Origin of the sequence: Pandoraea pneumonica, assembly GCF_902459645.1 — a bacterium.
GTDB classification, from domain to species: domain Bacteria; phylum Pseudomonadota; class Gammaproteobacteria; order Burkholderiales; family Burkholderiaceae; genus Pandoraea; species Pandoraea pneumonica.
The window spans coordinates 374,638-394,579 of record NZ_CABPSK010000003.1; the positions used below are offsets into that span (position 1 = coordinate 374,638).

The following is a 19,942-nucleotide window of genomic DNA, read 5'->3' on the forward strand; positions in this document are numbered from 1 at the left end:
TCATCCTTTGCCTCCCGTGGTCGGACCGCTATAGAACGCCCGGCGTGCGCCGAGCATGCCCGCCACGATCAGCAGTTGCACAAAGCCCATCACAATCGCCACACACGATGCGAGCGAGTAGTCGTAGCTCTCGAATGCCGCTTCGTACGCCGCGATCGACACCACGCGCGTGGCACCGGCCGGCACCCCGAGCAGCACCGCCGACGGAAACACCGAAAACGCCTGCACGAACGACAGACACGCAGCCATCGTCAGCCCGGGCACGAGCAACGGCAGATAGATCAGCCGGAACTGTTCCCACGGGCCTGCGCCGAGCGTACCTGCGGCGCGCGCCAGCGTCGGATCGATACCCGTCACGTACGACAGAATCAGCAGGAACGCGAACGGAAACCCCGAGATCACGAGCGAGATCAACACGCCCCAGTAGTTGTGGGTCAGACGCACTTCATCGCTATACAAATGCAACGCGTGCAGTGCCTGCGGGAACCAGCCGTTCGGCCCGTAATACGTCAGCATGCCGTCGGCGATCAGCACCGTGCCGAGCGTGACCGGCACCACCAGCAGCATCGTCACGAACTTCGCCGCAGGCGTGTTGCGGCGCAACGCAAACGCCGCCGGAATCGATGCGCCGACGTTGATCAGCGTGGCGGGAACCGCAAGCTTGAGCGTGATCCAGACCGTCGGCCAAAGCGTGGATTCGGTAAAGAACTTGAGATAGTTCGCGAACACCCCGCCGCCGTCCATCGGCTGGAACGACAGGAACAAGCCGTACGCGAACGGGTACACGAACATCGCCACCAGACACGCGAGCGCTGGCACGACGAGCCAGCCGCGCGCATCGAATCGTGCCCCGGCCGGGGCCGTAGACGTGGCGGCACTCATGCCCGCTCTCCCGCGTACACGAGCGTGCGATCGGCTGGCACGCGCAGCGGCACACGCTCACCAACAGCGAAGTCGCCGGGCAAGCGCGCATACAACGGGCCGAACGGCGACGCCACGCGCAGCAGCGAATCGTGACCGCCGTATTCCACCGTTTCCACCACGGCCTCAAAGGCGTTGTCGTTGGCGGCTTGCGCGCGCTCGAAGTCGTCGGGCCGGATTGCCACACTCACGTTGGCGCCGCTAGGCGATTCCATGAGCACGCCGTCGAACGACGCACCGCCTGCTGACACGCGGGCATGTTCGCCCTGCGTCGACGTGACCGAAAAGTCGAGCACATTGCGATAGCCCATGAAGCGCGCCACGTGCAGATTGCGCGGGCGGCAATACACGTCGCGCGGCACACCGATTTGCTGCACCACGCCTTCTTTCATCACGACGATGCGATCGGCCATCGACAGCGCTTCGTCCTGATCGTGCGTGACGTAGATCGTCGCGCGGTCGAGCTTGCCGTGAATGCGGCGAATCTCGGCGCGCATCTCGATACGCAGCTTCGCGTCGAGATTCGACAAGGGCTCGTCCATCAGCACCACCGGCGGCTCGATCACGATGGCGCGTGCAATCGCCACGCGCTGCTGCTGGCCGCCCGAGAGTTGACCGGGCAGCTTGCGCTCGTGCCCCACGAGTTGCACGAGTTGCAGCGCGTCGCGCGCCCGCTTCTCGATCTCCGCACGCGGCACGCCGCGCATGCGCAGACCGAAGCCCACGTTCTCGAGCACGCTCATATGCGGAAACAGCGCGTAGTTCTGAAACACCATGCCGAAGCCGCGCTTTTCGCTGGGCAGCACGTCGATGCGCTCGTCGTCGAGCCAGATCGCGCCGCCCGTGAGCGGCGTGAGTCCGGCAATGCAGTTGAGCGCGGTCGACTTGCCGCAGCCCGACGGCCCGAGCAAGGCGATGAACTCGCCGCGCTCGATCGTCAGGTCCAGCCCGTTCAGTGCAGCAACGGACTGGCCTTCGGCGTTGGTGAAACTACGCGCAACGTTGTCGAGGCGTAGATGCTGAAAGTTATGCTTCATGACGAAACCCTTGTGAATCCGCCGAATTACTTCGACTTCTGGGCGCCGATCTCGGCATCCCACTTCTGGAAGGCCGCCACCATGGCCGTGGCGTCGAGCGGCACGGCATGCGGGAAGTCGGCGATCAGCTTCGCGTACTCGGGACGACCGTACTTGGCGATCACTTCCTGACTCTTGGCGGGCGCAGCCGAGAGCGGCACGTCCTTCACGGCGGGGCCCGGATAGAAGTAGCCGTCGTCGTAGGTCAGCGCCTGTTGCGCCGGTTCAAGCATGAAGTTGATCAGCTTGATGATGACTTCCATCTTTTCCTTCGACACGCCCTTGGGCACGACCATGTAGTGCGCGTCGTTCACCCACGTGAACTTGTCGAACGACTGCACCTTGAAGCTCGCCGGGACGATGCCGAGTGCGCGCGGGTTGATGTCCCAGCCCGTGACGGTCACGGTCATATCGCGGCTGCCTTCGCCGAGTTCCTTCATCACCGCCGACGTGCCGCCCGGGTAGTACGGAATGCACGTATCGAGTTCTTTCAGGAAAGCCCACGTCTTGTCCCAGCCCTTGATCGGATCGTGCGGATCTTTGTCGCCGAGCAGATACGGCAGGCCCATCAGGAACGTACGGCCCGGGCCGGAGTTGGCCGGACGCGCGTAAATCAGCTTGCCGGGGTTCGCTTTGCACCATGCCAGCAGCTCAGCCGGCGTTTTCGGCGGTGCGCTGACCTTGGCCGGGTTGTATTCCACGAGCGGACCAGCGGGCATGAACGTCACCGCCAGACCATAGCCCTTCGAGAGTTCCTGCATCGCGCGCACATTCGGCGCGTACTTGTCGAGCACGCCCGGCAGTTGGGCGCTGTACTCGGGCAGCAGGCGTTGCCAGAGGTTTTGCTGGATACCGGCGGCGAGCGCATCGGTGCCGGTCAGCACCACATCGATGTCGGCGCGGCCAGCGGCCTGCATCGCTTTGATCTTGCCCGGCAGTTGCGGCGCCGGGGCGTTGGTGAAGGTGATTTTCGAGACCAGATCCGGGTACTTGTCACGGAACGCTTCGAAGCCCTTCTGCGTGAGCGCGAGGTTACCCGCCACGTCCACGATATTGAGCGTCACCGGCGCAGCAGCGGCGGTGTTCGCAATGCTTCCCACTACGGCGGCACATGCCAGTGCGCTTAACGTGCGTTGCCAGAATCCCCTGCGGCTGAAGGCCATGCTGTCTCCTCTTCTAGGTTAAATTTCTCGTAAGTCATCATATGACTGACGTTGTCATTTTGCAATTAGGAGACGCCGCGAAACACGTCAGAGATTTCCCTAGGATAGCGAGACATCTTTGTTTTTGCAGCGTTTACAGGCTTATTTCACCAGGAAAGACAGCCAACGATCAGGGGAAACACCGATAGAGAGACGCCGGATGCGTCACCTAAATTACGGCCAGTCATACGATGACGTAAAAGATATCAGCGCACCGCAATTTGCGGATGCCGCAGACGAGGCCGAGACACCGTGAAAATCCAGCGCATCACCATCACCCCGATTGCCTTTCGCGACCCGCCGCTGCTCAACGCGGCCGGTATTCACGAGCCCTACGCCCTGCGCACGATCATCGAAATCGAGACCGATAACGGGCATGTCGGGTTGGGCGAGACGTATGGCGACGCCCCGGTGCTCACCCTGTTGCAAAACACCCGCGAGCATTTGATCGGCATGGACCCGTTCGACACCAACGGCCTGCGTGCCCGGGTGGCGGCGGTGGTGGCGCGTGGCGTGGGCGGCGAGCGCGTCGAGTACGAACTCGCGCCGGGCACCGATCCGCGCAAGGATGCCGAGAAGATTTACTCCGCCTTCGAAGTGCCCTTCCTCGATTTGCAGGCGCGGCATCTGGGCATTCCGCTCGTCGAGCTCCTGGGCGGTGCGGTGCGCAACGAGGTGCAGTACAGCGCGTATCTGTTCTTCAAGTACGCGCAGCACATCGAGAACCCCTACGCCCCCGACAGTTGGGGCGAGACGCTCGACGCCACGCAGTTGGTCGCGCAGGCACGCACGATGATCGACACCTACGGCTTCGGCAGCATCAAGCTCAAAGCCGGTGCGCTCGATCCGAGCGCAGAAGTGAAGTGTCTCAAGGCGCTCAAGCGCGCATTCCCGGACAAGCCGCTGCGCATCGATCCGAACGGCAACTGGTCGCTCGCCACCGCCATCGCGATGGGCCGCGAACTCGAAGGCGATCTCGAGTACTACGAAGACCCCACGCCCACACTCGAAGGCATGGCCGAACTGCACCGTGCAACCGGCATGCCGCTCGCCACCAACATGGTGGTGACCGATCTGCGCCAGTTCCGCGAAAACGTGCGGGTGAACGGCGCGCAAATCATTCTTTCCGATCACCACTACTGGGGCGGCCTGCGCGATACGCAGCTTCTGGCGCGCATGTGCGAGACGTTCGATCTCGGCCTGTCCATGCATTCCAACTCCCACCTGGGCATCAGCCTGATGGCCATGACGCATCTGGCCGCGAGCGTGCCGCGTCTGTCCTATGCCTGCGACACGCATTACCCGTGGCAAGAGGCCGATGAAGAAGTCGTGCGCGGGGGAAAGATCGCGATCCGCAATGGCGCCGTCGCCGTCACGAAGGCCCCGGGGCTGGGTCTCGAAATCGATCAGGACCAGTTGGCGAAGCTTCACGAGCAATACCTGCGTTGCGGGGTGCGCACCCGTAACGACGCGGTACAGATGCGCAAATACCAACCCGGCTGGAGCGGCAAGGCACCCCGCTTCTGACACAGGCACACGCGGTATCCGAAGTCCCGAAGCATCGAAGCACCGTAGTTTCAGAAACACAAGAAAACACACCACCTGAGGGGATGTCGTGAGACAAACGAAACTGTTCGCCGGGCTTGCACTCGCCGGTCTCGCTGCCGGCGCCGTGCCGGCCTTCGCGCAAACCAACGTCACGCTGTACGGGATCGTCGACGATGCGCTGACTTACAGCAGCAACCAGAACGGCAGTTCCAACACCTACCTGCGTAACGGCAATCTGGCGGGTAGCCGCTGGGGCATTCGCGGCACGGAAGATCTGGGCGGCGGCACCAAGGCGCTGTTCCAGTTGGAAAACGGCTTCGACGTGAACAGCGGCGCGTTCAGCTCGGCGGGCGTGATGTTCAATCGTCAGGCGTTCGTAGGGCTGAAGAACGACACCGTCGGCACCGTCACCATCGGCCGTCAGTACACGCCGTACTACCTGATGGTCGGCACGATCGGCCCCGTGGCCTACGTCACGGGCGCGACCGGCGCGCACCCGGGCGATATCGACGGTTTGGACACGACGATTCGCATCAACAACTCGGTGACGTACACCTCGCCGGTGCTGTGGGGTGTGACGGCCAGCTTGCAATACGGCTTCGGCGGCCAACCCGGCGCATTCAGCAAGGGCAATACGTATTCCGGCGCATTGCGCTACGACGGCGGCCCGCTGTCGTTGGCAGCCGGTTATTTGCGTTTGAACAACGTGGGTGGCGGCACGAGCTGGAACAGTGCGTCGACCGGGTCGTTCGGCACCTCGGCGGTCAATCAGGGTTACGTGACGGCAGACGTGCTGCAACACATCGCCTTCGCGGGCGTGTACACCATCGGCGGCCTGACGTTCGGGGCAAGCTACAGCAACGTGCAGTACAAGCCGGGCGCCACGTCGCTGTTCCACGACACGGCAGTGTTCAATACGGCGGGCGTGCACGCGTCGTGGATCGTTGCGCCGCAATGGCGTCTGGCGGCCGCCTATAGCTATACGGCAGCGTCGAAGGCAAACGGCATCAACGATGCCGCGACCTATCATCAGGTCTCGCTCGCGCAGGTGTATTCGCTCTCGAAGCGCACGTCGCTCTACGCGCTCGAAGCGTGGCAGCACGCCAACGGCAAGTCGCTGTCGGCCAATGCGACGAGCATCATCAACGCCGGTCCGGTGGTGGGCGATTCGCAGAACGCCACGCCGTCGACGACGAGCTCGCAGTTCGTCGGCATGCTGGGGATTCGCGTCGACTTCTGACGTCTGCCCGCACGTTGTGTGTCCTGAGGGTCGACGCCGTGCGCGCGTCGGCCCGTGCTTGACGAGTGGTCGCGAGAAGGCGCACTTTGGACCGTCGATACCGCATCGCATTTGGGGTGAGGCATCGACGGTCGATTCTTATCGGTTGTCGTATGTATGCGACGGTCGATAAGGTAAACTGGGGGCGTTTTTTTCGTCATCACCTCTTTATCCGACGCCATGTCCATGAACAGCTCGTTGCCCGCACGTCCTCGCCGCAAGTCTCGCAGCCTCACGGAAGAGGTCGTGAGCGCCTTGTCCGAGCAGATTCGCGCCGGCACGTTCCGGCCCGGCGACAAGCTGCCGACCGAGTCGGCCATCATGGAAAGTCTCGGCGTGAGCCGCACCGTAGTTCGCGAAGCCATTTCGCGGCTGCAAGCGGCGCAACTGGTCGAGACGCGTCACGGCATCGGCACGTTCGTGCTCGAAGCGCCCCGCGAAAACGCCCTGCAAGTCGACACCAACAGCATCCTCACGATGCTCGACGTGCTGGCCATTCTGGAATTGCGTATTTCGCTGGAAACCGAAGCCGCCGGGCTGGCCGCAAATCGCCGTACCGACACGCAACTCAAGCTCATGCGTCAGGCGCTCGACGACTTCGAGATGCACGTGCGTCAGCGCACCGGCAATGCGGTGACCGCCGACGTCGCCTTCCACTTGCAAGTGGCGAGCGCGACGGGCAACCGCTACTTCCACGACATCCTCGAACAACTCGGCAACACGATCATTCCGCGCACGCGCGTGAACTCGGCTGCGCTGGCCGACGACGATCAGGTGACGTATTTGAATCGTGTGAACCGCGAGCACGAAGATATCTACAACGCGATTGCGCGACGCGACCCCGAAGCGGCGCGTGCTGCGATGCGCACCCACCTGACGAACAGCCGCGAGCGCCTGCGCCGTGCGCAAGAATCGGCAGGCGCACAGAACTAATTTCCTCCGACGTTCAGTACAGATCGCCGCGCACCGCGCGGTAATACCCTTCATCCATCTCCTGCGCTTTCGCTTTATCGATCCCGGTAAGCGAGGCCTTCATCTCGCCTAGCGACGGCACTGCCGTACGCGCGAGTTGCGACTCCGGCCGCCAGAGTTTCGCGCGGTTGATCGCTTTGCCGCAGTGGAACAGCACTTCGTCGATCGTGACGACGATGGCCGTCTTTGGCGTGCGCTCGTTCTCCTTCAAACGGTTCAGCAAATCGGGCGACGTCGAGATCTGCCCGTGCCCGTTGATCCGCATGAACACCTCCAGCCCCGGAAATAAAAACAGCATGCCGATGCGGCTGTCTTCGTTGAGATTGCGCAGCGACGCGATGCGGTTGTTGCCGGGCCAGTCGGCAAACGCCACGGTTTTTTCGTCTAGAGCATGAACGAACCCGGGCTCGCCGCCGCGCGGTGACGCATCGAGCCCTTGCGCGCTCCCCGAGGCGAGGCAAAAAAACGTGGCGACTTTCAAGTACGCGATGTGAAAGGGCAGCAGATTCGGCATCACGCCTTTGACGATCATCTCCGAGGGCGGATCGTAGAGTTGATCGAGATCGATGGGCTTGATGAGTTCGGTGGGCTCGATGGGCTCGACAGGGGCTTGTGACATGACGAGGTGTCCTTGGCAGATTTGACAAGGCAGCATATCGCCGCGAGCGCTGGCACTGATAGACTATTCACGCCATTGAATAGCGCATTTGCGCCACAATTGCGCTCACCTATCGCGGCATCCCGATCACCATGACTTTCCCCGAGCATCTGACACCGAAGATCGCACGCGTGCACTGCATGGACGCCACCGATCCGCCGATCATCGCCTTGATGGGACGCATCGACGAGCCGCGCGGATCGCAAACCCATCAACACGATTCGGGGCAACTGCTCGGGTTGCTCGGCGGACTGCTGACCGTGCAGACGAGCGCAGGCACATGGGTCGTGCCCACCACGCGCGCCGTCTGGATTCCGCCGAATCATCCCCACGCCGCGTTCTCGCACGGGCCGTTCTACGGCTGGGCGGTGTATGTGCGCCCTGACCGGTGTGGCGACCTGCCCGACGCACCGCGCGCCATCGAGGTAACCGGTCTGATGCGCGAAGCCGTCTTGCGGGCCGCGCAGTGGGAATTGGGCCAGCCGGATCGCCGTCAGGAGAGCGTCGTGAACGTGTTGCTCGATGAGATTTCCACCAGCGATGCCGACACTTTCCGCTTGCCGATGCCGGGCGACGCCCGGTTACGGCGCATCGCCACCGCCCTTGTCGACAACCCCGCCGACGCCCGCACCCTCAACGAATGGGCGGTCTGGGCCAACACCACGCCGCGCACCGTGAGCCGCCGCTTCGTCGAAGAGACGGGGCTGACGTTCACCGCATGGCGTCAGCGTGCGCGGTTGCTTCGCGCGGTGGAGCTGCTGGCGGCGGGCCAACCGGTCAGCACCGTGGCACTCGATCTGGGATACGACAACGCAAGCGCCTTCATCGCGCTATTCCGACGCACGTTCCACACCACGCCGGGGCGCTACTTTGCTTCGTAATACGGCATAACACTTTGTCGGTGCCGCACCCTTCGCCGCCCGTTCCCGGCGTCATGCGGCGGGGGTAGTATCACCGCTGGTCCTCGTTCGAAGGTCAATAAAAATATGATGCCCATCGCCACGCGTTTGCGCCCTCGCCTTCACCTTCCACGCCTTGCACTTCGCTGCCGCTCAGCGGTGTTGGCGGCGATGCTTCCGATCGCGTTGTGCGCGGGTGCGCCGCACGCCTTCGCGCAGGACGAAGCCCCGGCAGCGGCGACCGCCTCACCACAAGAGATTCAGCCCGAAATCGTCTCGATCGTGGTGCCCGGCGCAGGCACCTTTGGCCGCGACATCGCCATGCGCACCGAGGTCTACAAGCCCGCTGGCAACGGCCCCTTCCCCGTGCTGCTGTTCGAGCATGGCCGCGCGGGCGACCCGCTGGAGCGCGCCAAGCTGGCACACCCGGTGTTGCAAGGGCATGTGCGGTTCTGGCTCAGCCGAGGCTTTGCCGTCGTGGCGCCGATTCGCGTCGGCTATGGCACGACGGGCGGCCCGGATCGCGAGAACTCGGGCGCGTCGTTCGGCAATGCGGGGGAATGCAAGCGCCGCCCCGATTTCCGCCAGCTTTGGAAAGTGACTTCCGAGGCAAATCTCGCCGCCCTTGGCTGGGTGCGAGAACAGCCGTGGGCCGACAAGGATCGCGTCATCTTGGAAGGCCGCTCGGTCGGCGGCTTCACGACTGTGGCGACCGTGGCCGAACGACCACCGGGTGTCGTCGCGTACATCAACTTCTCCGGCGGTGCCGGGGGCTCGCCCGACAAAGCGCCGGGCCATAGTTGCGACCCCGAGCAAATGAAGTCGATCTACGGCGAAATGGGCAAGACCACGACGATTCCCGGCTTGTGGCTCTACGCGAAGAACGACCAGTACTGGGGACCGGATGCCCCGAAGGGCTGGTTCGATGCGTTCGCGGCGGGCGGCAGCCCTGCCCAGTTCGTCCACACCGACGACCTGCCCGGTCACGACGGTCACTTGCTGCTCACCTACGGCGGCAAGATGTGGTCGGTACCGCTCGACAAATTTCTCAAGCAGGTCGGGTTTTGAGTGTGGCGGCGATGCGCACTCAGTAGCGGCTTAGAAGATGCTTAGAAGCGGCTCGGTAGCGACTCAGTAGCGGCTTAGAAGCGATACGTGAGCTTCACCCAGCCGTTACGCGGTGCGCCATAGGTGTAGCCGTTGTAGCCGCCCAACCCGGCCCAGTAGCGCTTATCTGTCACGTTGCCAACGTTGAGCGACACGCTTAACTCGCGCGTGACGTCGTAGCGCGCCATCAGATCGATGAGCGTGATACCGCCTTGTCGCGCCGTCAGCCCGCTATAGGTCTCCACATACGAGATCGCGCTCTGGTAGCTCAAGCTGCCGCCGATCGTCACCTTGCTTAGCACGCCGGGCAGACGATACGTCGTGGCAATACGCAGCAGCCGCTGCGGATACGTCGGGTTCACCAGCGCGCCGCTGCGGTCGCGCTTGGCGCTGTAGGTGTAGCCCGCCTGCACCTGCCAGCCCGGCAGCACCTGCCCCGCGACGGTCGCCTCGAAGCCTTGCGTCTTCGCACCGCTCACCGCCTTGTAAGCCGCCGTGCCGCTCGGCGTGAGCGTGCCGTCGGTCACAGCGAGGTTGTCTTCATACGTGCGGAAGATCGCTACCGCCGTATTCAATCGTCCACCGAAGTGTTCGCCCTTCAGACCCAACTCGATGTTGTTGCCGCGCTTAGGCGCCAGCGTATTGCCCGAGGTGTCTTGCGCCGTGTTCGGCGTGAAGATGCTCGTGTAGCTGGAATACAGCGAGAAGTCCTCGCTGACATCGACCACCAGCCCTGCGTATGGCGTGAACACGGCGTTCTGCTCGACCGGCGCACCGGTCACGAGCGCACCGTTCGTGCCGTTGTTCCAGTAGCGCGCCCACGACGTCGCGCGATACCACGTGACGCGACCGCCCAGAATCACCGACACACGGGCGATCGGTTTGATCTGTGTCGCCGCGTAAATGGCGGTTTGCTGCGTGGTGCCGCCGAGCCGGTTCAGCGGATAGGCAAACGACGGCATCGGGATGCTGCCCGGATTGAGAATGTCGACCGGGCGTCGATCGAACGCATTGGGCACCGCCGAATCGTTGCCGTAGTTGTAGGCGTTGTGATTGATGCTCGCGCCGAACGTCGCCTGATGGGTTCGCCCGAACAGGTGATACGGCCCCGTTGCATACACGTCTAACGCTTTGTTGATGCCATACGCGGGGTTACTCGCGAGCTGCATCGTGCCCATGTGCGTATTGGGATCGATGTTGGCGGGATACAGCCAGACGTCGCCGCTGTAGCGCTCGCGCTGGTTGCGCGACCACGAGCCTTCCGCCTTGATCTTCCAGCCCGAGTCGAAGCGATGATCGAGATCGACGAAGACGCGATCGGTCGTCATGTTCCACAGGCTCCACGGCGTAGAGGAGTTATACGAGCGCGGCAAATTCGTCGCGGCTCCGTTGCTGTAAAACAGCGGACTCTGGCCGAAGTCAGCACCGTGAATCTTGTTCTTCTGATACTCGTAACCGGCCGAAATCGTGGTGTTGTCGGTGATGTCGGCTTCGACGATGCCGTAGAACACGTCTTCACGCGTGCGCTTGTCGTCGATGAAGGTGTCGCCTGCGGTGTGCGAGCCGACCACGCGCGCGCGCAGCGAGCCCGATTCGTTGAGCTTGCCGCCCACATCGGCTTCGAGGTTGTAGCGGCCCCACGACCCTGCACCGGCGGTGACGTAGCCCGTGAAGTCTTTGCTCGGGCGCTTGCGCACGAGATTGATGGCACCGCCCGGATTGCCCACGCCATTGAGCAAACCCGCTGGGCCGCGAATCACGTCGATACGGTCGTACATCACCATGCTCAGCAGGTTGCGCATGCCCGCGATGGTGTCGTACGCGAGCGTTGGCACGCCGTCGATCATGGTGGCGAGATCGAAGCCGCGCGAGGAAAAGTTCGCGCGCTCGTCGAGCGTATCGACCACGATGCCGGGCGTTTGCCGCAGCACGTCGGTGAGCGACATCAGGTTCTGATCTTCGATCTGCTGGCGCGTGATGACCGTCATCGATTGCGGCGTTTCGCGCAGCGACAGGTCCATACGCGTGGCGCCATCGGTCACGCGCGTTGTGTACGAACCCGTGCCTTCGGTAACGCGCTGCGCGTCAGCGCTGACCACCGTCGCGGGCAAGGCCACGGCATCGGCATGAATCGATACCGTGCGACCGGAGATACTCACCGCGAGCCCCGAACCGGCAAGCGCCCGTGAAAGCGCATCGCCCAACGTCATACGGCCTTGCAGCGCTGGGGCGGTCTTGCCGGTGGCGAGGCTCGCATCGAAGCCGATACCGACGCCGGACTGGCGCGCCAACGCGTCGATGGTCAGCGCGAGCGGTTGTGCGGGCAGCGACAGATCAAGCGGCGTGGCGGCGACATTAGTGTTGGTGGTCGCAGGTGTCTGGGCGCGCACCTCCAGCGGGAGCGAGGCGGCGCACAGGCAGGCGACGGCGATGCTAATGAGCGTGGCCGCATGTTTCGAGTGAGTTGAAGTCGGCAAAGCGTGCAGATGTCTGGTCATTTCCGTGAGTCTTCTGTTGGCTTACCCGGTGAAGACGCACGAGAACGCAAACGACAGACAAAAATTTTTCCCTACCGTAGTGCCGCGATGACGGCTTGACCGTTTTCCCGACGAACGCGAACCGGCAGCATCGTCGGCAAGCCTTGCAGAAAGCCCGCGGGATCGGACACGGGGAATGTGCCCGTCAGCCGCAGCCCGCGCAGCGCTGCGGCGTCGGCGTCCGCCATACGCATCTGCTGCGCCGGCTGGGCGAGAAAGTCGTTCCACTGCGCGATCGCCTGCGGCAGCGGCGTGGCTTGAAAGACCAGCCACCCTTCGCGCCAGGCCCCGACGCTTCGCGGCGTGACCGCTTGCGGCGCGCCGATACCCTGCGGCAGCGTCGTGACCGCCTGTCCGGCGGCCAGCGTGACATCGGGGTCACGATCCACGTGGACCCGGCCGTCAGGCGAGCGCGCCCAGACGGCGACGCGTCCATGCGCGACGGCCACGTCCATGCCGTCGTCACGCAGCGCAACGGTGAAGACCGTGCCCAGCACGCGCACGTTGCCGAACTGCGTGGCGACGCTCAGTGGCCGCGACGTATCGGGTTGCACGTCGAGATGCAGTCCACCGCGCGACAGTTGAAACTCGCGGCGATTGCGGTAGTAAGTGATCTGCACGTCTGTGTGGGGTGCCAGCGTCACCACGCTGCCATCGGGCAGCGTGTGCGGCAGCACTTCGCCTTTGCCGGTGCGCAGCGCGAGAGTGTGCGTCGGCTGTAACCATTGGCGCCGGGCCACACCGCCGAACACGATGGCGAGCCCGCCGACGCCTAGCCACGTCAGCATCTGACGGCGGGCTTGGCGCGGCGTGCCATCGACTCGCTTCGGCACCGCGACACGCTCGCGTAACGCGGCACCGTCCGTCTGCGCCCAATACGATTGCGCAATGTCGGCGGCGGCATCCTGCACGGGAGACTCGGCACGCCAGTCGGCCAGTGCGCGGGCGGCGGCCGCGGCATCATCGGCGTCGCCGTGTTGCGTACGGCCAATCAGCGAGAGCGCGTGCGCAATCTGGCCGCGCGTCGGCTTCAATGCACGCGATGAGGGCTTCGTGCCGGGAGTTTGGGTCGCGCGGGCGCTCATGGGCGGTAACTCATGCAATCCATGACAGCGCGCACGACGTGCTTATCGATGGCTTCGAGCGAGACTTGCATGTGGCTGGCGGCTTCGGCATAGCTCATGCCGTGAATACGCACGAGGATGAAGGCGTCGCGGCGTTTGCGCGGCATCCGCTCCAGTCGGCTGAGCAGCCGTTCGAGTTGCTGACGAATATCGGCGTGATGTTCGGCCGACGGCGCGTGGTCGGCGCCGATGAGGGCCAGGGTCTGGAGCATGCGCGTCTCGGCGTCATGACGACGCGCGTCGCTCACGATCAGATGCTTGCCGGTGCGATAGAGCAACGCCCGCCAGTCGCGAATCTCCGTGCCGCGCGTCTGCAAGGCGAGCACCTTCGCATAGGCTTCTTGCACCAGGTCTTTCGCGTTGTCGCGATTGTTCAGCGACTTCGCGAAGAAGTTGACCAGCTCGGTGTAGTAATGCGCAACCACGGCAGTCTTCCGGCAGCCCGTCGCATCCGCGCACGGAAAAAGTTAAATGAGAATTAATCGCATTATGGCCGTGAGTGACGACGTGACGCAAGAAGGATTTTGCGTATTGGAACGGGATTAGGTCAGGCGCGCTCCGCCCCGCGGCAAATGCGCGCCTGTATGCGGCGTCGAATCAGAATGAAGTCGGCGTCGTTAGCGTTGTCGCGTGGCGCTATCGGATCTCAGCGACGTCGATGCGATTGCCGTCAGGATCGGCAAACACAAACGCACGTAAGCCGATGTCCATGGTGCGCAACCGTTTGACGATCCGCACGCGATGCTGCTCGAGGTGATCGTGCAAGGCATCGGCATTCGCCACCATCAAGTGCGCGACGTTCTGCGCGGTGGCGCGATGCTGGGCGTCGCGGGACAAGTGCAGCTCCGCACCGTCTTTTTTGAGAATCACGAAACCGACGGGCGAACCGGCTTCGAACACTTTCTCGAAGCCGAGCACATCGCAGTAGAAACTCAGTGACCGGTCGAGATCGGCAACGGAGAGGGTCGGGGCAATTCGGCCGAATTGCACGGCATGAGGGACACGATTGAGAGTATCCATGGGCGCTCCACAAGCGGCGTCTGCGGTTCCAAGATGGGCGACGAAGGCGGTGCTTCGACGGGAAACAGACGCTAGATGGCGGAGCGGTGTCCGCAGGTTCGGCGTATCCTAGCACGACCTTTTTGGGCTGTTGAGTCCTGCTGAGTCCTGCTGAGTCCGCCACCCCTATCAAAACTATCAAGTGCACGACGCGCCCAACGCCCTCACCTCTATCTATTGGCATGACGACACGCTGCGCCACCGCAGCGTGAGTCGCGTCGTGCTGTGGGGGCACGCGGATATCCCCGCGCCGCCTGAGCGTTTGGTGACGGATTGGTCGCGCGATATTTCGTCGCACACGCCGTTGGCCGTTGGTGACGTCGAGCCGATGCCGCTAGCGCGCGCACGCATGCGCTGGCCCGAGTATTCACAATGTGTGCAGGCGGCCTACGACTGGACCGGGGCACAGGGTCTGCCGGGGCTGCTGGCGGCGAGCGATGTGGCGTTGATGGCGTGTCGCGGCGCGCGCTATCACCACGATGGCGAACAGTACGGCGGCTTCGTGTTCTGCAATTTGTTTCTGAGCGACGACTGCGGGCTGGACGTGCATTTCCCGCATGCCGGGAATGGCGGCTACCGCATTCCGCTGACGCGCGGCACCATGCTCGTGTTCGATACCTGCCAGCCGCACGCGGTCATCCGTCGAGGCAGCAGCGGGTTCGACGAAGCGGATTTTGCGAATCCCGTAGGTACGCTCGACAACGTACACATGTTCCTCACGTGGGAGCTTCCCGTCGACGACGCACGTATGGTACAAGCGCTCGGCATTCGCTTCGACGTTTTGTCGTCGGCTCCGGCACAAGACTCGCAAGTGCTGGTCGATGGGCGCACCGCCACGCTGTGTGCCGATACCGGCCGATGGTTGCCTGTGGCGAATTCGCTTTGATTGGGGCATTCGGCCCTTAGCGCCGCCGCTCGTAACGCCATCATCCGCAAGATCGTACAAGCCAGCCACCTGACGGTTGCGCTAGTCTTCCCCTCTCGCATTTCCACACGACCGGCGCCGCAGATGCGCTGGCGTGTTCGACGTTTCGTTGGGCGTAAGTGTTTTTGTTTGAAGGACGTGTAATGAGTGGTATGTATTCGCCATCGGTCGCGGCGCAGGCGTCGCCGTTTCGCACCGAGATGGCACGAGGCATGCGCGCCGCGCTGCCGGTGATGTTGGGTTTCGTTCCCTTTGCGTTAGTGCTTGGAGCTCAGGCGGCGCAGAAAGGCTTGAGCGCGATTGAAGTGCCGTTGATGACGGGCCTGAACTTCGCGGGCGGCTCCGAGTTCACGGCAATTCGTATCTGGACCTCGCCGCCGCATATCGCGCTGATTATTGCGATGTCCCTGCTGGTGAATGCACGGCATATTTTGATGGGTGCGGCGCTCGCGCCTCGTATGCGTCATGTGCCGCTGCCGCGTGCGCTCGCTGCGCTCTTTCTGATGTGCGACGAAAGCTGGGCCATGGCGCTTGCCGACGCGAATGCGCGCGGCAAGGAGCGCATTAGTTTCGGCTACTACGTGGGTGCGGCGATCAATCTATGGATGACGTGGGTGGCGTTCACTGCGCTCGGGGCAGTGCTTGGCCCGGTGCTGGGCGATATCGAGCAATACGGTTTCGATATGGCTTTCACGGCGGTGTTCATCGTGCTGCTCAAGGGCATGTGGAAGGGCATGAAAGCGAGCCGTCCGTGGTTCGTGAGTCTGGTGGTCTCGGCGATCACGTATCTGCTGGTGCCTGGTGCTTGGTATGTTGCGGCGGGCACGTGTGCCGGGCTGATTACAGCGGTCATGCTGGAGAAGAAAGATGCTTGATGGGATGACCGTTCTGACCATTGTGTTGATGGCAGCGTCGACGTACGCGACGCGCATCGTTGGCTTTGTGGCACTGCGCGATCGCACGTTGAGCCCGCGCATGCGCGCGATTATGGAGAGCGTGCCGGGATGCGTGCTGATCTCGGTGATTGCACCGGCGTTCGTCGCCCGTAACCCCGCCGACTTGCTCGCGCTGGCTGTGACGTTGCTGGTGGCGACGCGGTTTTCGCTGTTGCCGACGGTGGTGATCAGCGTGGTGGTGACTGGGGTGTTGCGGCAGGTGGTTTGAAAGGAGCGCGGGACGCGCGCCCCCTCTAAGGAATTACGGACATTCAGGGCCGCTATCCTTGCTCGCGTCACGCTCCACAAATTTGATTTTCATGGCGGTCTGCGACTTTCCCCGGCAAACCTCCTGTAGCGCTACATCGGGAGGTTGCCCCTCGCGGCGCACAGGGACGAGTTTGTAAATCGTGTCGGGCGCTAGGTCCACTTCCAGTTCGCGATAGTCCTGTTTCCGCTTGGTCACGGATCCAAACCCCATGGGGCTCACGGATGCGGAATGCGAGAGGCGAATGGTCAGCGTGTGGTTGCCGGGCAGCATTTGGATGAACAGGCCACAGTACGGGACGCCGCCGCCGTTACCCGATTCCTCAGGACATAGTTCGCCATCGACGCCCGCGACGTATGCGATAACTTGCTCCGCGGTTGTCTTGTTCCAGGAACCACCGATCCACCCCACTGCCACCAGCGAAATTTCCTCGTCCGGGAGCGTGTCCCCCGGGTACATTCTTTTGGGCTCCTCACGGGCCCCCTGGGCAATTGAAATCGCACCGAATAGCATTGCACTGACCACGGCAACCCGGCTCAATACTCGTCGCATTGTGTTTCCCCTTATCTGTTATTGATTTTCGCGCAGAAGCATATCAAACGATTCGCGTGTGACGGAAGTTCAACTTATCAATCCACAGGGAGCCCATTTGAATCTGCTTACGTTGTTCCCCGGCGTCGAGGCGGGTGTGGAAATACGGCCCCGCTGGCCCGCACGCTATGTCTACGTGGATGCGCATGCGTTGAGCAAACTTCAGGCGATTCAATCCGAGATGCCGCCTGAGATCACGCTGATTCTGACACGCGGCTTCGAGCCGAAAGCTTCGAGCCTCGGGTTAGCGCGGCGTCAGTTTCGCTCGCTCGGTATCGCTGTGTTTCGCTTGATCTATCCCACGCGACACGACGAGCTCGCGGATATTTTCGGCAGCAACGGACATGATGTGGACGGCACGCACGTCGACGTTTCTTTTCGTTTAAATGGGCGACGTGTGCGCATGCTGCCGCTAGGTGTATTTACCCCACCTTCGTGGCAACGGCGCCGCATGGAACGCTGCGCTGCGGCATTGGCACTTGTGAAGTCAGCGCTCGTCAGCCATGGGTTTTCGATTCATCACAACGCGACGGAGAGTCTGCAAATTCATTGTGATTGGGTTGGATAGTGCCTGCTGGCAGCGAGCCATTTCGTGTTTCACCGTGCTAACATCGCGAAAAAATTCGTTTAATAAATCAAACTAAAAATCGCGATAACAAGATGAAAAAAATATCCTGGGGATTTAGCACACGACATCTCGCAATCGGACTGATGCTCGTCGGTTCGCAACTGCTCTCCGCTTGTGGCGCAATTGGACCGGCGTTCCAAGCGGTTCAGAATGTTCCAGAAGATAAAGCCCTTGTTTATGTGTACCGTTACGACCGCCTCGCACTTGGCGCGCGTACGGCCAAGTTCTATCTCAACGACGTTCCCGCTTTCGATTTGGATAGCAACGGTTATTCATGGCTGACGCTGTCACCGGGAACGTACCACCTTGCACAGCGCTGGAGCAGCCTCTGGATGGGCGAGGACAGGGACGAGACCCGATTGATCCTGATGGTGGGGGCGGGTGAGACGATCTACGTTTCGTTCGACACCAATCGGTGCCCCTCCGATTACGGCATGCTCTGTCTCAGTTGGAAACTGAAGCGGATGTCGGAATATTTGGGACCGAAAGAAATCGCCAACAAAAAATTTCAGGAAAACTTCGGGCTAAAAGAAATCGCGGAAAACGTGGAGCCCGAGTGATCAAGTGACGCTGACCGGGGGCGGGGATTCATTGCGATTGGCTTAATGCGTACCACGCGCCTTAAGCCACGCACTCAACGTTGCCGCCGGCAGCGCCTTAGAGAATAGCCACCCCTGACCGTATTCGACGCCTTTGCGCTTCAAGTACTCAACCTGCGCCTCGGTTTCGACACCTTCTGCCACGATGCCAAGGCCAAGCTCGTGTGCCATTTCGATGATGTGCGGCGCGACGACACTCGATGCCGCGCCCTGCCCGATGGTGTCGACGAAAGACTTGTCGATCTTCAGCACGTCGACGGTGAACGATTGCAGGTAGGACAGACTGGAATAGCCGGTGCCGAAGTCATCGATATACACGGGGTGACCGGCCTGCCTGAGCGCCCCAATGATCTTTCGGGCCGAGTCGGCTTTGAGCATGCCCCGCTCGGTCGCTTCGATTCGGATTTGCGATGGATGGATGCCCGTGCCCGCCAAGCTCGCATTCAATTTCTTGATAAACCTGTCGGTTTGCAAATCCTCGCCAGCAACATTAATCGACACATAGAACGATGGCTGCGCCCGCAGCAATTCCTTAAGGTCGCGAATCGTCTTTTCGAGCACCAAGTCGGTAAGCGGTTGAATTAAGTCATTGTCTTCGGCCACAGCGACGAAGATATCCGGCGGGATATTCTTGCCGTTCAAATTCCACCGAACCAGCGCCTCGCATCCGACGCACACGCCATCCTCCAGCCGCACGATCGGTTGGTAATGCACGTCGATATACCGGCGCGAAATCGCCCATTCGAGCGTAGCGGGGAACGACACTTGTCGTGAGATTCGCTTATACGACAGCCATCCAATCAATCCGCCCACCGCCACGCCAATCGCAAGCCAGAACGCCAGCAGCCCCGTCCAACCGGCGACTAACCCACTGCGCGGCGCTTTGACGATGACCCCAATGGGGCGCGATGACGAACGGGCAACGGCGTAATGCCATTGATCACTCTTGATCTGACCGCCATGCCGCCACGCGTTGAGCATGTCGTCGCGATCGGCGCCGTACGACATGGCAAGAACGCCGTTGGTATCGATGTTGATGGCAGCGATCGGGCGGCGGGCCGGGTCGATGATGTCCACATACGATTGCGGATTGATCGACACGTAGTTGCCGTCGCGCCCGAATTGAATGTCGTCGCGAACGTCGCTGATGGGGTTGTGCTGACGCAGCCAGACGAGATAACCGTCGTTGCTTCGCCAACTCGGTGCCGGGAGTTTGAAATGCTTGTCGCGCACGTCGCCAAGCAGTGGCGAGCAAAGGTATTGCGAGTCGCCGTACGCGCCTGCGTCCTGAACGTAGCCGTAGTTGAAGATGACGCGGGAAGCTCGCGCAAGATAGGCGGGGGAACAGCGAGGTTCTGCACCGGCAGACAAGTCTGCGATGGCAGCGAACGCCTGATAGGTGACCTGCTCCGCGCGCATGACAGCCTTCTGCGCGAACTGCTGGAGCTCTTCTTGCTCACGCTTTTGCGCGTCTTCGCGCGCGATGTAGATGCTGGTCAGCACAGGAAGCACTGTGCCGACGCAACCGAGCGCAATCGATGCCGAAATGAGCGACAGCCGTCTGAACATTCTGCAAGCCTCCCCCGAGCTCCACACACCGCCAAGCAGCGGCAG

At 62.2% G+C, this 19,942-nt stretch carries 20 protein-coding genes; 10 read left to right on the top strand and 10 right to left on the bottom strand.

Annotated features, from left to right (window positions below; translation table 11 throughout):
* Genes PPN31114_RS17175 through PPN31114_RS17185 form a run of 3 tightly spaced genes read right to left on the bottom strand, consistent with a single transcriptional unit; the run spans position 1 to position 3,160 of the window.
* Positions 1-882 (bottom strand): ABC transporter permease, encoded by an 882-nt coding sequence (locus tag PPN31114_RS17175; RefSeq protein ID WP_150680724.1) that lies wholly within the window; start codon positions 880-882, stop codon positions 1-3.
* Positions 879-1,958 carry an ABC transporter ATP-binding protein gene (locus tag PPN31114_RS17180; protein ID WP_150680725.1) on the bottom strand — a complete coding sequence of 360 codons (1,080 nt, stop codon included), beginning with the start codon at positions 1,956-1,958 and terminating at the stop codon, positions 879-881. Before PPN31114_RS17180 ends, PPN31114_RS17175 begins: the two co-directional genes overlap by 4 nt.
* Positions 1,959-1,984: 26 nt before the next feature.
* Positions 1,985-3,160 (bottom strand): ABC transporter substrate-binding protein, encoded by a 1,176-nt coding sequence (locus tag PPN31114_RS17185; RefSeq protein ID WP_174988158.1) that lies wholly within the window; start codon positions 3,158-3,160, stop codon positions 1,985-1,987.
* Positions 3,161-3,451: 291 nt separating this feature from the next.
* On the opposite strand from PPN31114_RS17185, the gene PPN31114_RS17190 reads away from it, so the two are divergent.
* The 3 genes from PPN31114_RS17190 (at position 3,452) to PPN31114_RS17200 (ending at position 6,959) form a co-directional block, all read left to right on the top strand.
* Positions 3,452-4,726: a glucarate dehydratase family protein gene (locus tag PPN31114_RS17190; RefSeq protein WP_150680726.1), complete on the top strand. Its 1,275-nt coding sequence runs from the start codon at positions 3,452-3,454 to the stop codon at positions 4,724-4,726.
* Positions 4,727-4,814: 88 nt separating this feature from the next.
* Positions 4,815-5,987 carry a porin gene (locus PPN31114_RS17195; RefSeq protein ID WP_246182610.1) on the top strand — a complete coding sequence of 391 codons (1,173 nt, stop codon included), beginning with the start codon at positions 4,815-4,817 and terminating at the stop codon, positions 5,985-5,987.
* Between the two features lie 225 nt (positions 5,988-6,212).
* Positions 6,213-6,959: a FadR/GntR family transcriptional regulator gene (locus PPN31114_RS17200; protein ID WP_150680727.1), complete on the top strand. Its 747-nt coding sequence runs from the start codon at positions 6,213-6,215 to the stop codon at positions 6,957-6,959.
* Between the two features lie 13 nt (positions 6,960-6,972).
* On the opposite strand, the gene PPN31114_RS17205 is transcribed toward PPN31114_RS17200, so the two are convergent.
* Positions 6,973-7,617, bottom strand: a complete 645-nt coding sequence (locus PPN31114_RS17205) for an MSMEG_1061 family FMN-dependent PPOX-type flavoprotein (RefSeq protein ID WP_150680728.1) — start codon at positions 7,615-7,617, stop codon at positions 6,973-6,975.
* Between the two features lie 131 nt (positions 7,618-7,748).
* Here PPN31114_RS17205 and PPN31114_RS17210 point away from each other — a divergent pair, with 131 nt between their 5' ends.
* Both PPN31114_RS17210 and PPN31114_RS17215 read left to right on the top strand, forming a co-directional pair.
* Positions 7,749-8,537 (top strand): helix-turn-helix domain-containing protein, encoded by a 789-nt coding sequence (locus PPN31114_RS17210; RefSeq protein WP_246182611.1) that lies wholly within the window; start codon positions 7,749-7,751, stop codon positions 8,535-8,537.
* 189 nt (positions 8,538-8,726) lie between these two features.
* Complete coding sequence (locus PPN31114_RS17215) at positions 8,727-9,623, top strand: dienelactone hydrolase family protein (RefSeq protein WP_150680729.1); 897 nt, start codon at positions 8,727-8,729, stop codon at positions 9,621-9,623.
* A gap of 74 nt (positions 9,624-9,697) precedes the next feature.
* Here the strand turns inward: PPN31114_RS17215 and PPN31114_RS17220 are convergent, their stop codons facing one another.
* The 4 genes from PPN31114_RS17220 to PPN31114_RS17235 all read right to left on the bottom strand — a co-directional run bounded on the left by PPN31114_RS17220 (position 9,698) and on the right by PPN31114_RS17235 (position 14,343).
* On the bottom strand, positions 9,698-12,160 hold the full coding sequence (locus tag PPN31114_RS17220) for a TonB-dependent siderophore receptor (RefSeq protein WP_150680730.1): 2,463 nt from the start codon (positions 12,158-12,160) through the stop codon (positions 9,698-9,700).
* 71 nt (positions 12,161-12,231) lie between these two features.
* Positions 12,232-13,284, bottom strand: a complete 1,053-nt coding sequence (locus PPN31114_RS17225; RefSeq protein ID WP_150680731.1) for a FecR family protein — start codon at positions 13,282-13,284, stop codon at positions 12,232-12,234.
* The gene (locus PPN31114_RS17230) at positions 13,281-13,748 is read right to left on the bottom strand and encodes a sigma-70 family RNA polymerase sigma factor (protein ID WP_150680732.1); all 468 of its coding nucleotides are present in this window, start codon (positions 13,746-13,748) and stop codon (positions 13,281-13,283) included. The genes PPN31114_RS17225 and PPN31114_RS17230 overlap by 4 nt, the downstream gene beginning before the upstream one ends.
* 211 nt (positions 13,749-13,959) lie before the next feature.
* Positions 13,960-14,343, bottom strand: coding sequence for a glyoxalase superfamily protein (locus tag PPN31114_RS17235; protein WP_150680733.1), 384 nt, complete (start codon positions 14,341-14,343; stop codon positions 13,960-13,962).
* Positions 14,344-14,524: 181 nt separating this feature from the next.
* Between PPN31114_RS17235 and PPN31114_RS17240 the strand changes: the two genes are divergently transcribed.
* The 3 genes from PPN31114_RS17240 to PPN31114_RS17250 all read left to right on the top strand — a co-directional run bounded on the left by PPN31114_RS17240 (position 14,525) and on the right by PPN31114_RS17250 (position 16,471).
* Positions 14,525-15,268, top strand: coding sequence for a hypothetical protein (locus PPN31114_RS17240; RefSeq protein ID WP_174988161.1), 744 nt, complete (start codon positions 14,525-14,527; stop codon positions 15,266-15,268).
* 182 nt (positions 15,269-15,450) lie between these two features.
* Complete coding sequence (locus PPN31114_RS17245) at positions 15,451-16,182, top strand: AzlC family ABC transporter permease (RefSeq protein WP_150680734.1); 732 nt, start codon at positions 15,451-15,453, stop codon at positions 16,180-16,182.
* On the top strand, positions 16,175-16,471 hold the full coding sequence (locus PPN31114_RS17250) for an AzlD family protein (RefSeq protein ID WP_150680735.1): 297 nt from the start codon (positions 16,175-16,177) through the stop codon (positions 16,469-16,471). The genes PPN31114_RS17245 and PPN31114_RS17250 overlap by 8 nt, the downstream gene beginning before the upstream one ends.
* Positions 16,472-16,504: 33 nt before the next feature.
* On the opposite strand, the gene PPN31114_RS17255 is transcribed toward PPN31114_RS17250, so the two are convergent.
* Positions 16,505-17,062: a hypothetical protein gene (locus PPN31114_RS17255; RefSeq protein WP_150680736.1), complete on the bottom strand. Its 558-nt coding sequence runs from the start codon at positions 17,060-17,062 to the stop codon at positions 16,505-16,507.
* 58 nt (positions 17,063-17,120) lie between these two features.
* Between PPN31114_RS17255 and PPN31114_RS17260 the strand changes: the two genes are divergently transcribed.
* Together PPN31114_RS17260 and PPN31114_RS17265 are read left to right on the top strand one after the other, a co-directional pair.
* Positions 17,121-17,669, top strand: a complete 549-nt coding sequence (locus tag PPN31114_RS17260) for a hypothetical protein (RefSeq protein WP_217426959.1) — start codon at positions 17,121-17,123, stop codon at positions 17,667-17,669.
* A 92-nt stretch (positions 17,670-17,761) separates the two neighbouring features.
* Complete coding sequence (locus tag PPN31114_RS17265; protein ID WP_150680737.1) at positions 17,762-18,289, top strand: DUF2846 domain-containing protein; 528 nt, start codon at positions 17,762-17,764, stop codon at positions 18,287-18,289.
* A gap of 42 nt (positions 18,290-18,331) precedes the next feature.
* Here PPN31114_RS17265 and PPN31114_RS17270 read toward each other — a convergent pair whose 3' ends face one another.
* Positions 18,332-19,897, bottom strand: coding sequence for an EAL domain-containing protein (locus tag PPN31114_RS17270; RefSeq protein WP_150680738.1), 1,566 nt, complete (start codon positions 19,895-19,897; stop codon positions 18,332-18,334).
* Positions 19,898-19,942 lie beyond the last annotated feature (45 nt).

Coding starts and splice junctions, on each gene's coding strand:
- PPN31114_RS17255 (WP_150680736.1), bottom strand. CDS start 17,062: ATGCGACGAGTATTGAGCCGGGTTGCCGTGGTCAGTGCAATGCTATTC.
- PPN31114_RS17185 (WP_174988158.1), bottom strand. CDS start 3,160: ATGGCCTTCAGCCGCAGGGGATTCTGGCAACGCACGTTAAGCGCACTG.
- PPN31114_RS17175 (WP_150680724.1), bottom strand. CDS start 882: ATGAGTGCCGCCACGTCTACGGCCCCGGCCGGGGCACGATTCGATGCG.
- PPN31114_RS17215 (WP_150680729.1), top strand. CDS start 8,727: ATGCTTCCGATCGCGTTGTGCGCGGGTGCGCCGCACGCCTTCGCGCAG.
- PPN31114_RS17200 (WP_150680727.1), top strand. CDS start 6,213: ATGAACAGCTCGTTGCCCGCACGTCCTCGCCGCAAGTCTCGCAGCCTC.
- PPN31114_RS17180 (WP_150680725.1), bottom strand. CDS start 1,958: ATGAAGCATAACTTTCAGCATCTACGCCTCGACAACGTTGCGCGTAGT.
- PPN31114_RS17210 (WP_246182611.1), top strand. CDS start 7,749: ATGACTTTCCCCGAGCATCTGACACCGAAGATCGCACGCGTGCACTGC.
- PPN31114_RS17220 (WP_150680730.1), bottom strand. CDS start 12,160: ATGACCAGACATCTGCACGCTTTGCCGACTTCAACTCACTCGAAACAT.
- PPN31114_RS17245 (WP_150680734.1), top strand. CDS start 15,451: ATGAGTGGTATGTATTCGCCATCGGTCGCGGCGCAGGCGTCGCCGTTT.
- PPN31114_RS17225 (WP_150680731.1), bottom strand. CDS start 13,284: ATGAGCGCCCGCGCGACCCAAACTCCCGGCACGAAGCCCTCATCGCGT.
- PPN31114_RS17250 (WP_150680735.1), top strand. CDS start 16,175: ATGCTTGATGGGATGACCGTTCTGACCATTGTGTTGATGGCAGCGTCG.
- PPN31114_RS17265 (WP_150680737.1), top strand. CDS start 17,762: ATGAAAAAAATATCCTGGGGATTTAGCACACGACATCTCGCAATCGGA.
- PPN31114_RS17270 (WP_150680738.1), bottom strand. CDS start 19,897: ATGTTCAGACGGCTGTCGCTCATTTCGGCATCGATTGCGCTCGGTTGC.
- PPN31114_RS17235 (WP_150680733.1), bottom strand. CDS start 14,343: ATGGATACTCTCAATCGTGTCCCTCATGCCGTGCAATTCGGCCGAATT.
- PPN31114_RS17205 (WP_150680728.1), bottom strand. CDS start 7,617: ATGTCACAAGCCCCTGTCGAGCCCATCGAGCCCACCGAACTCATCAAG.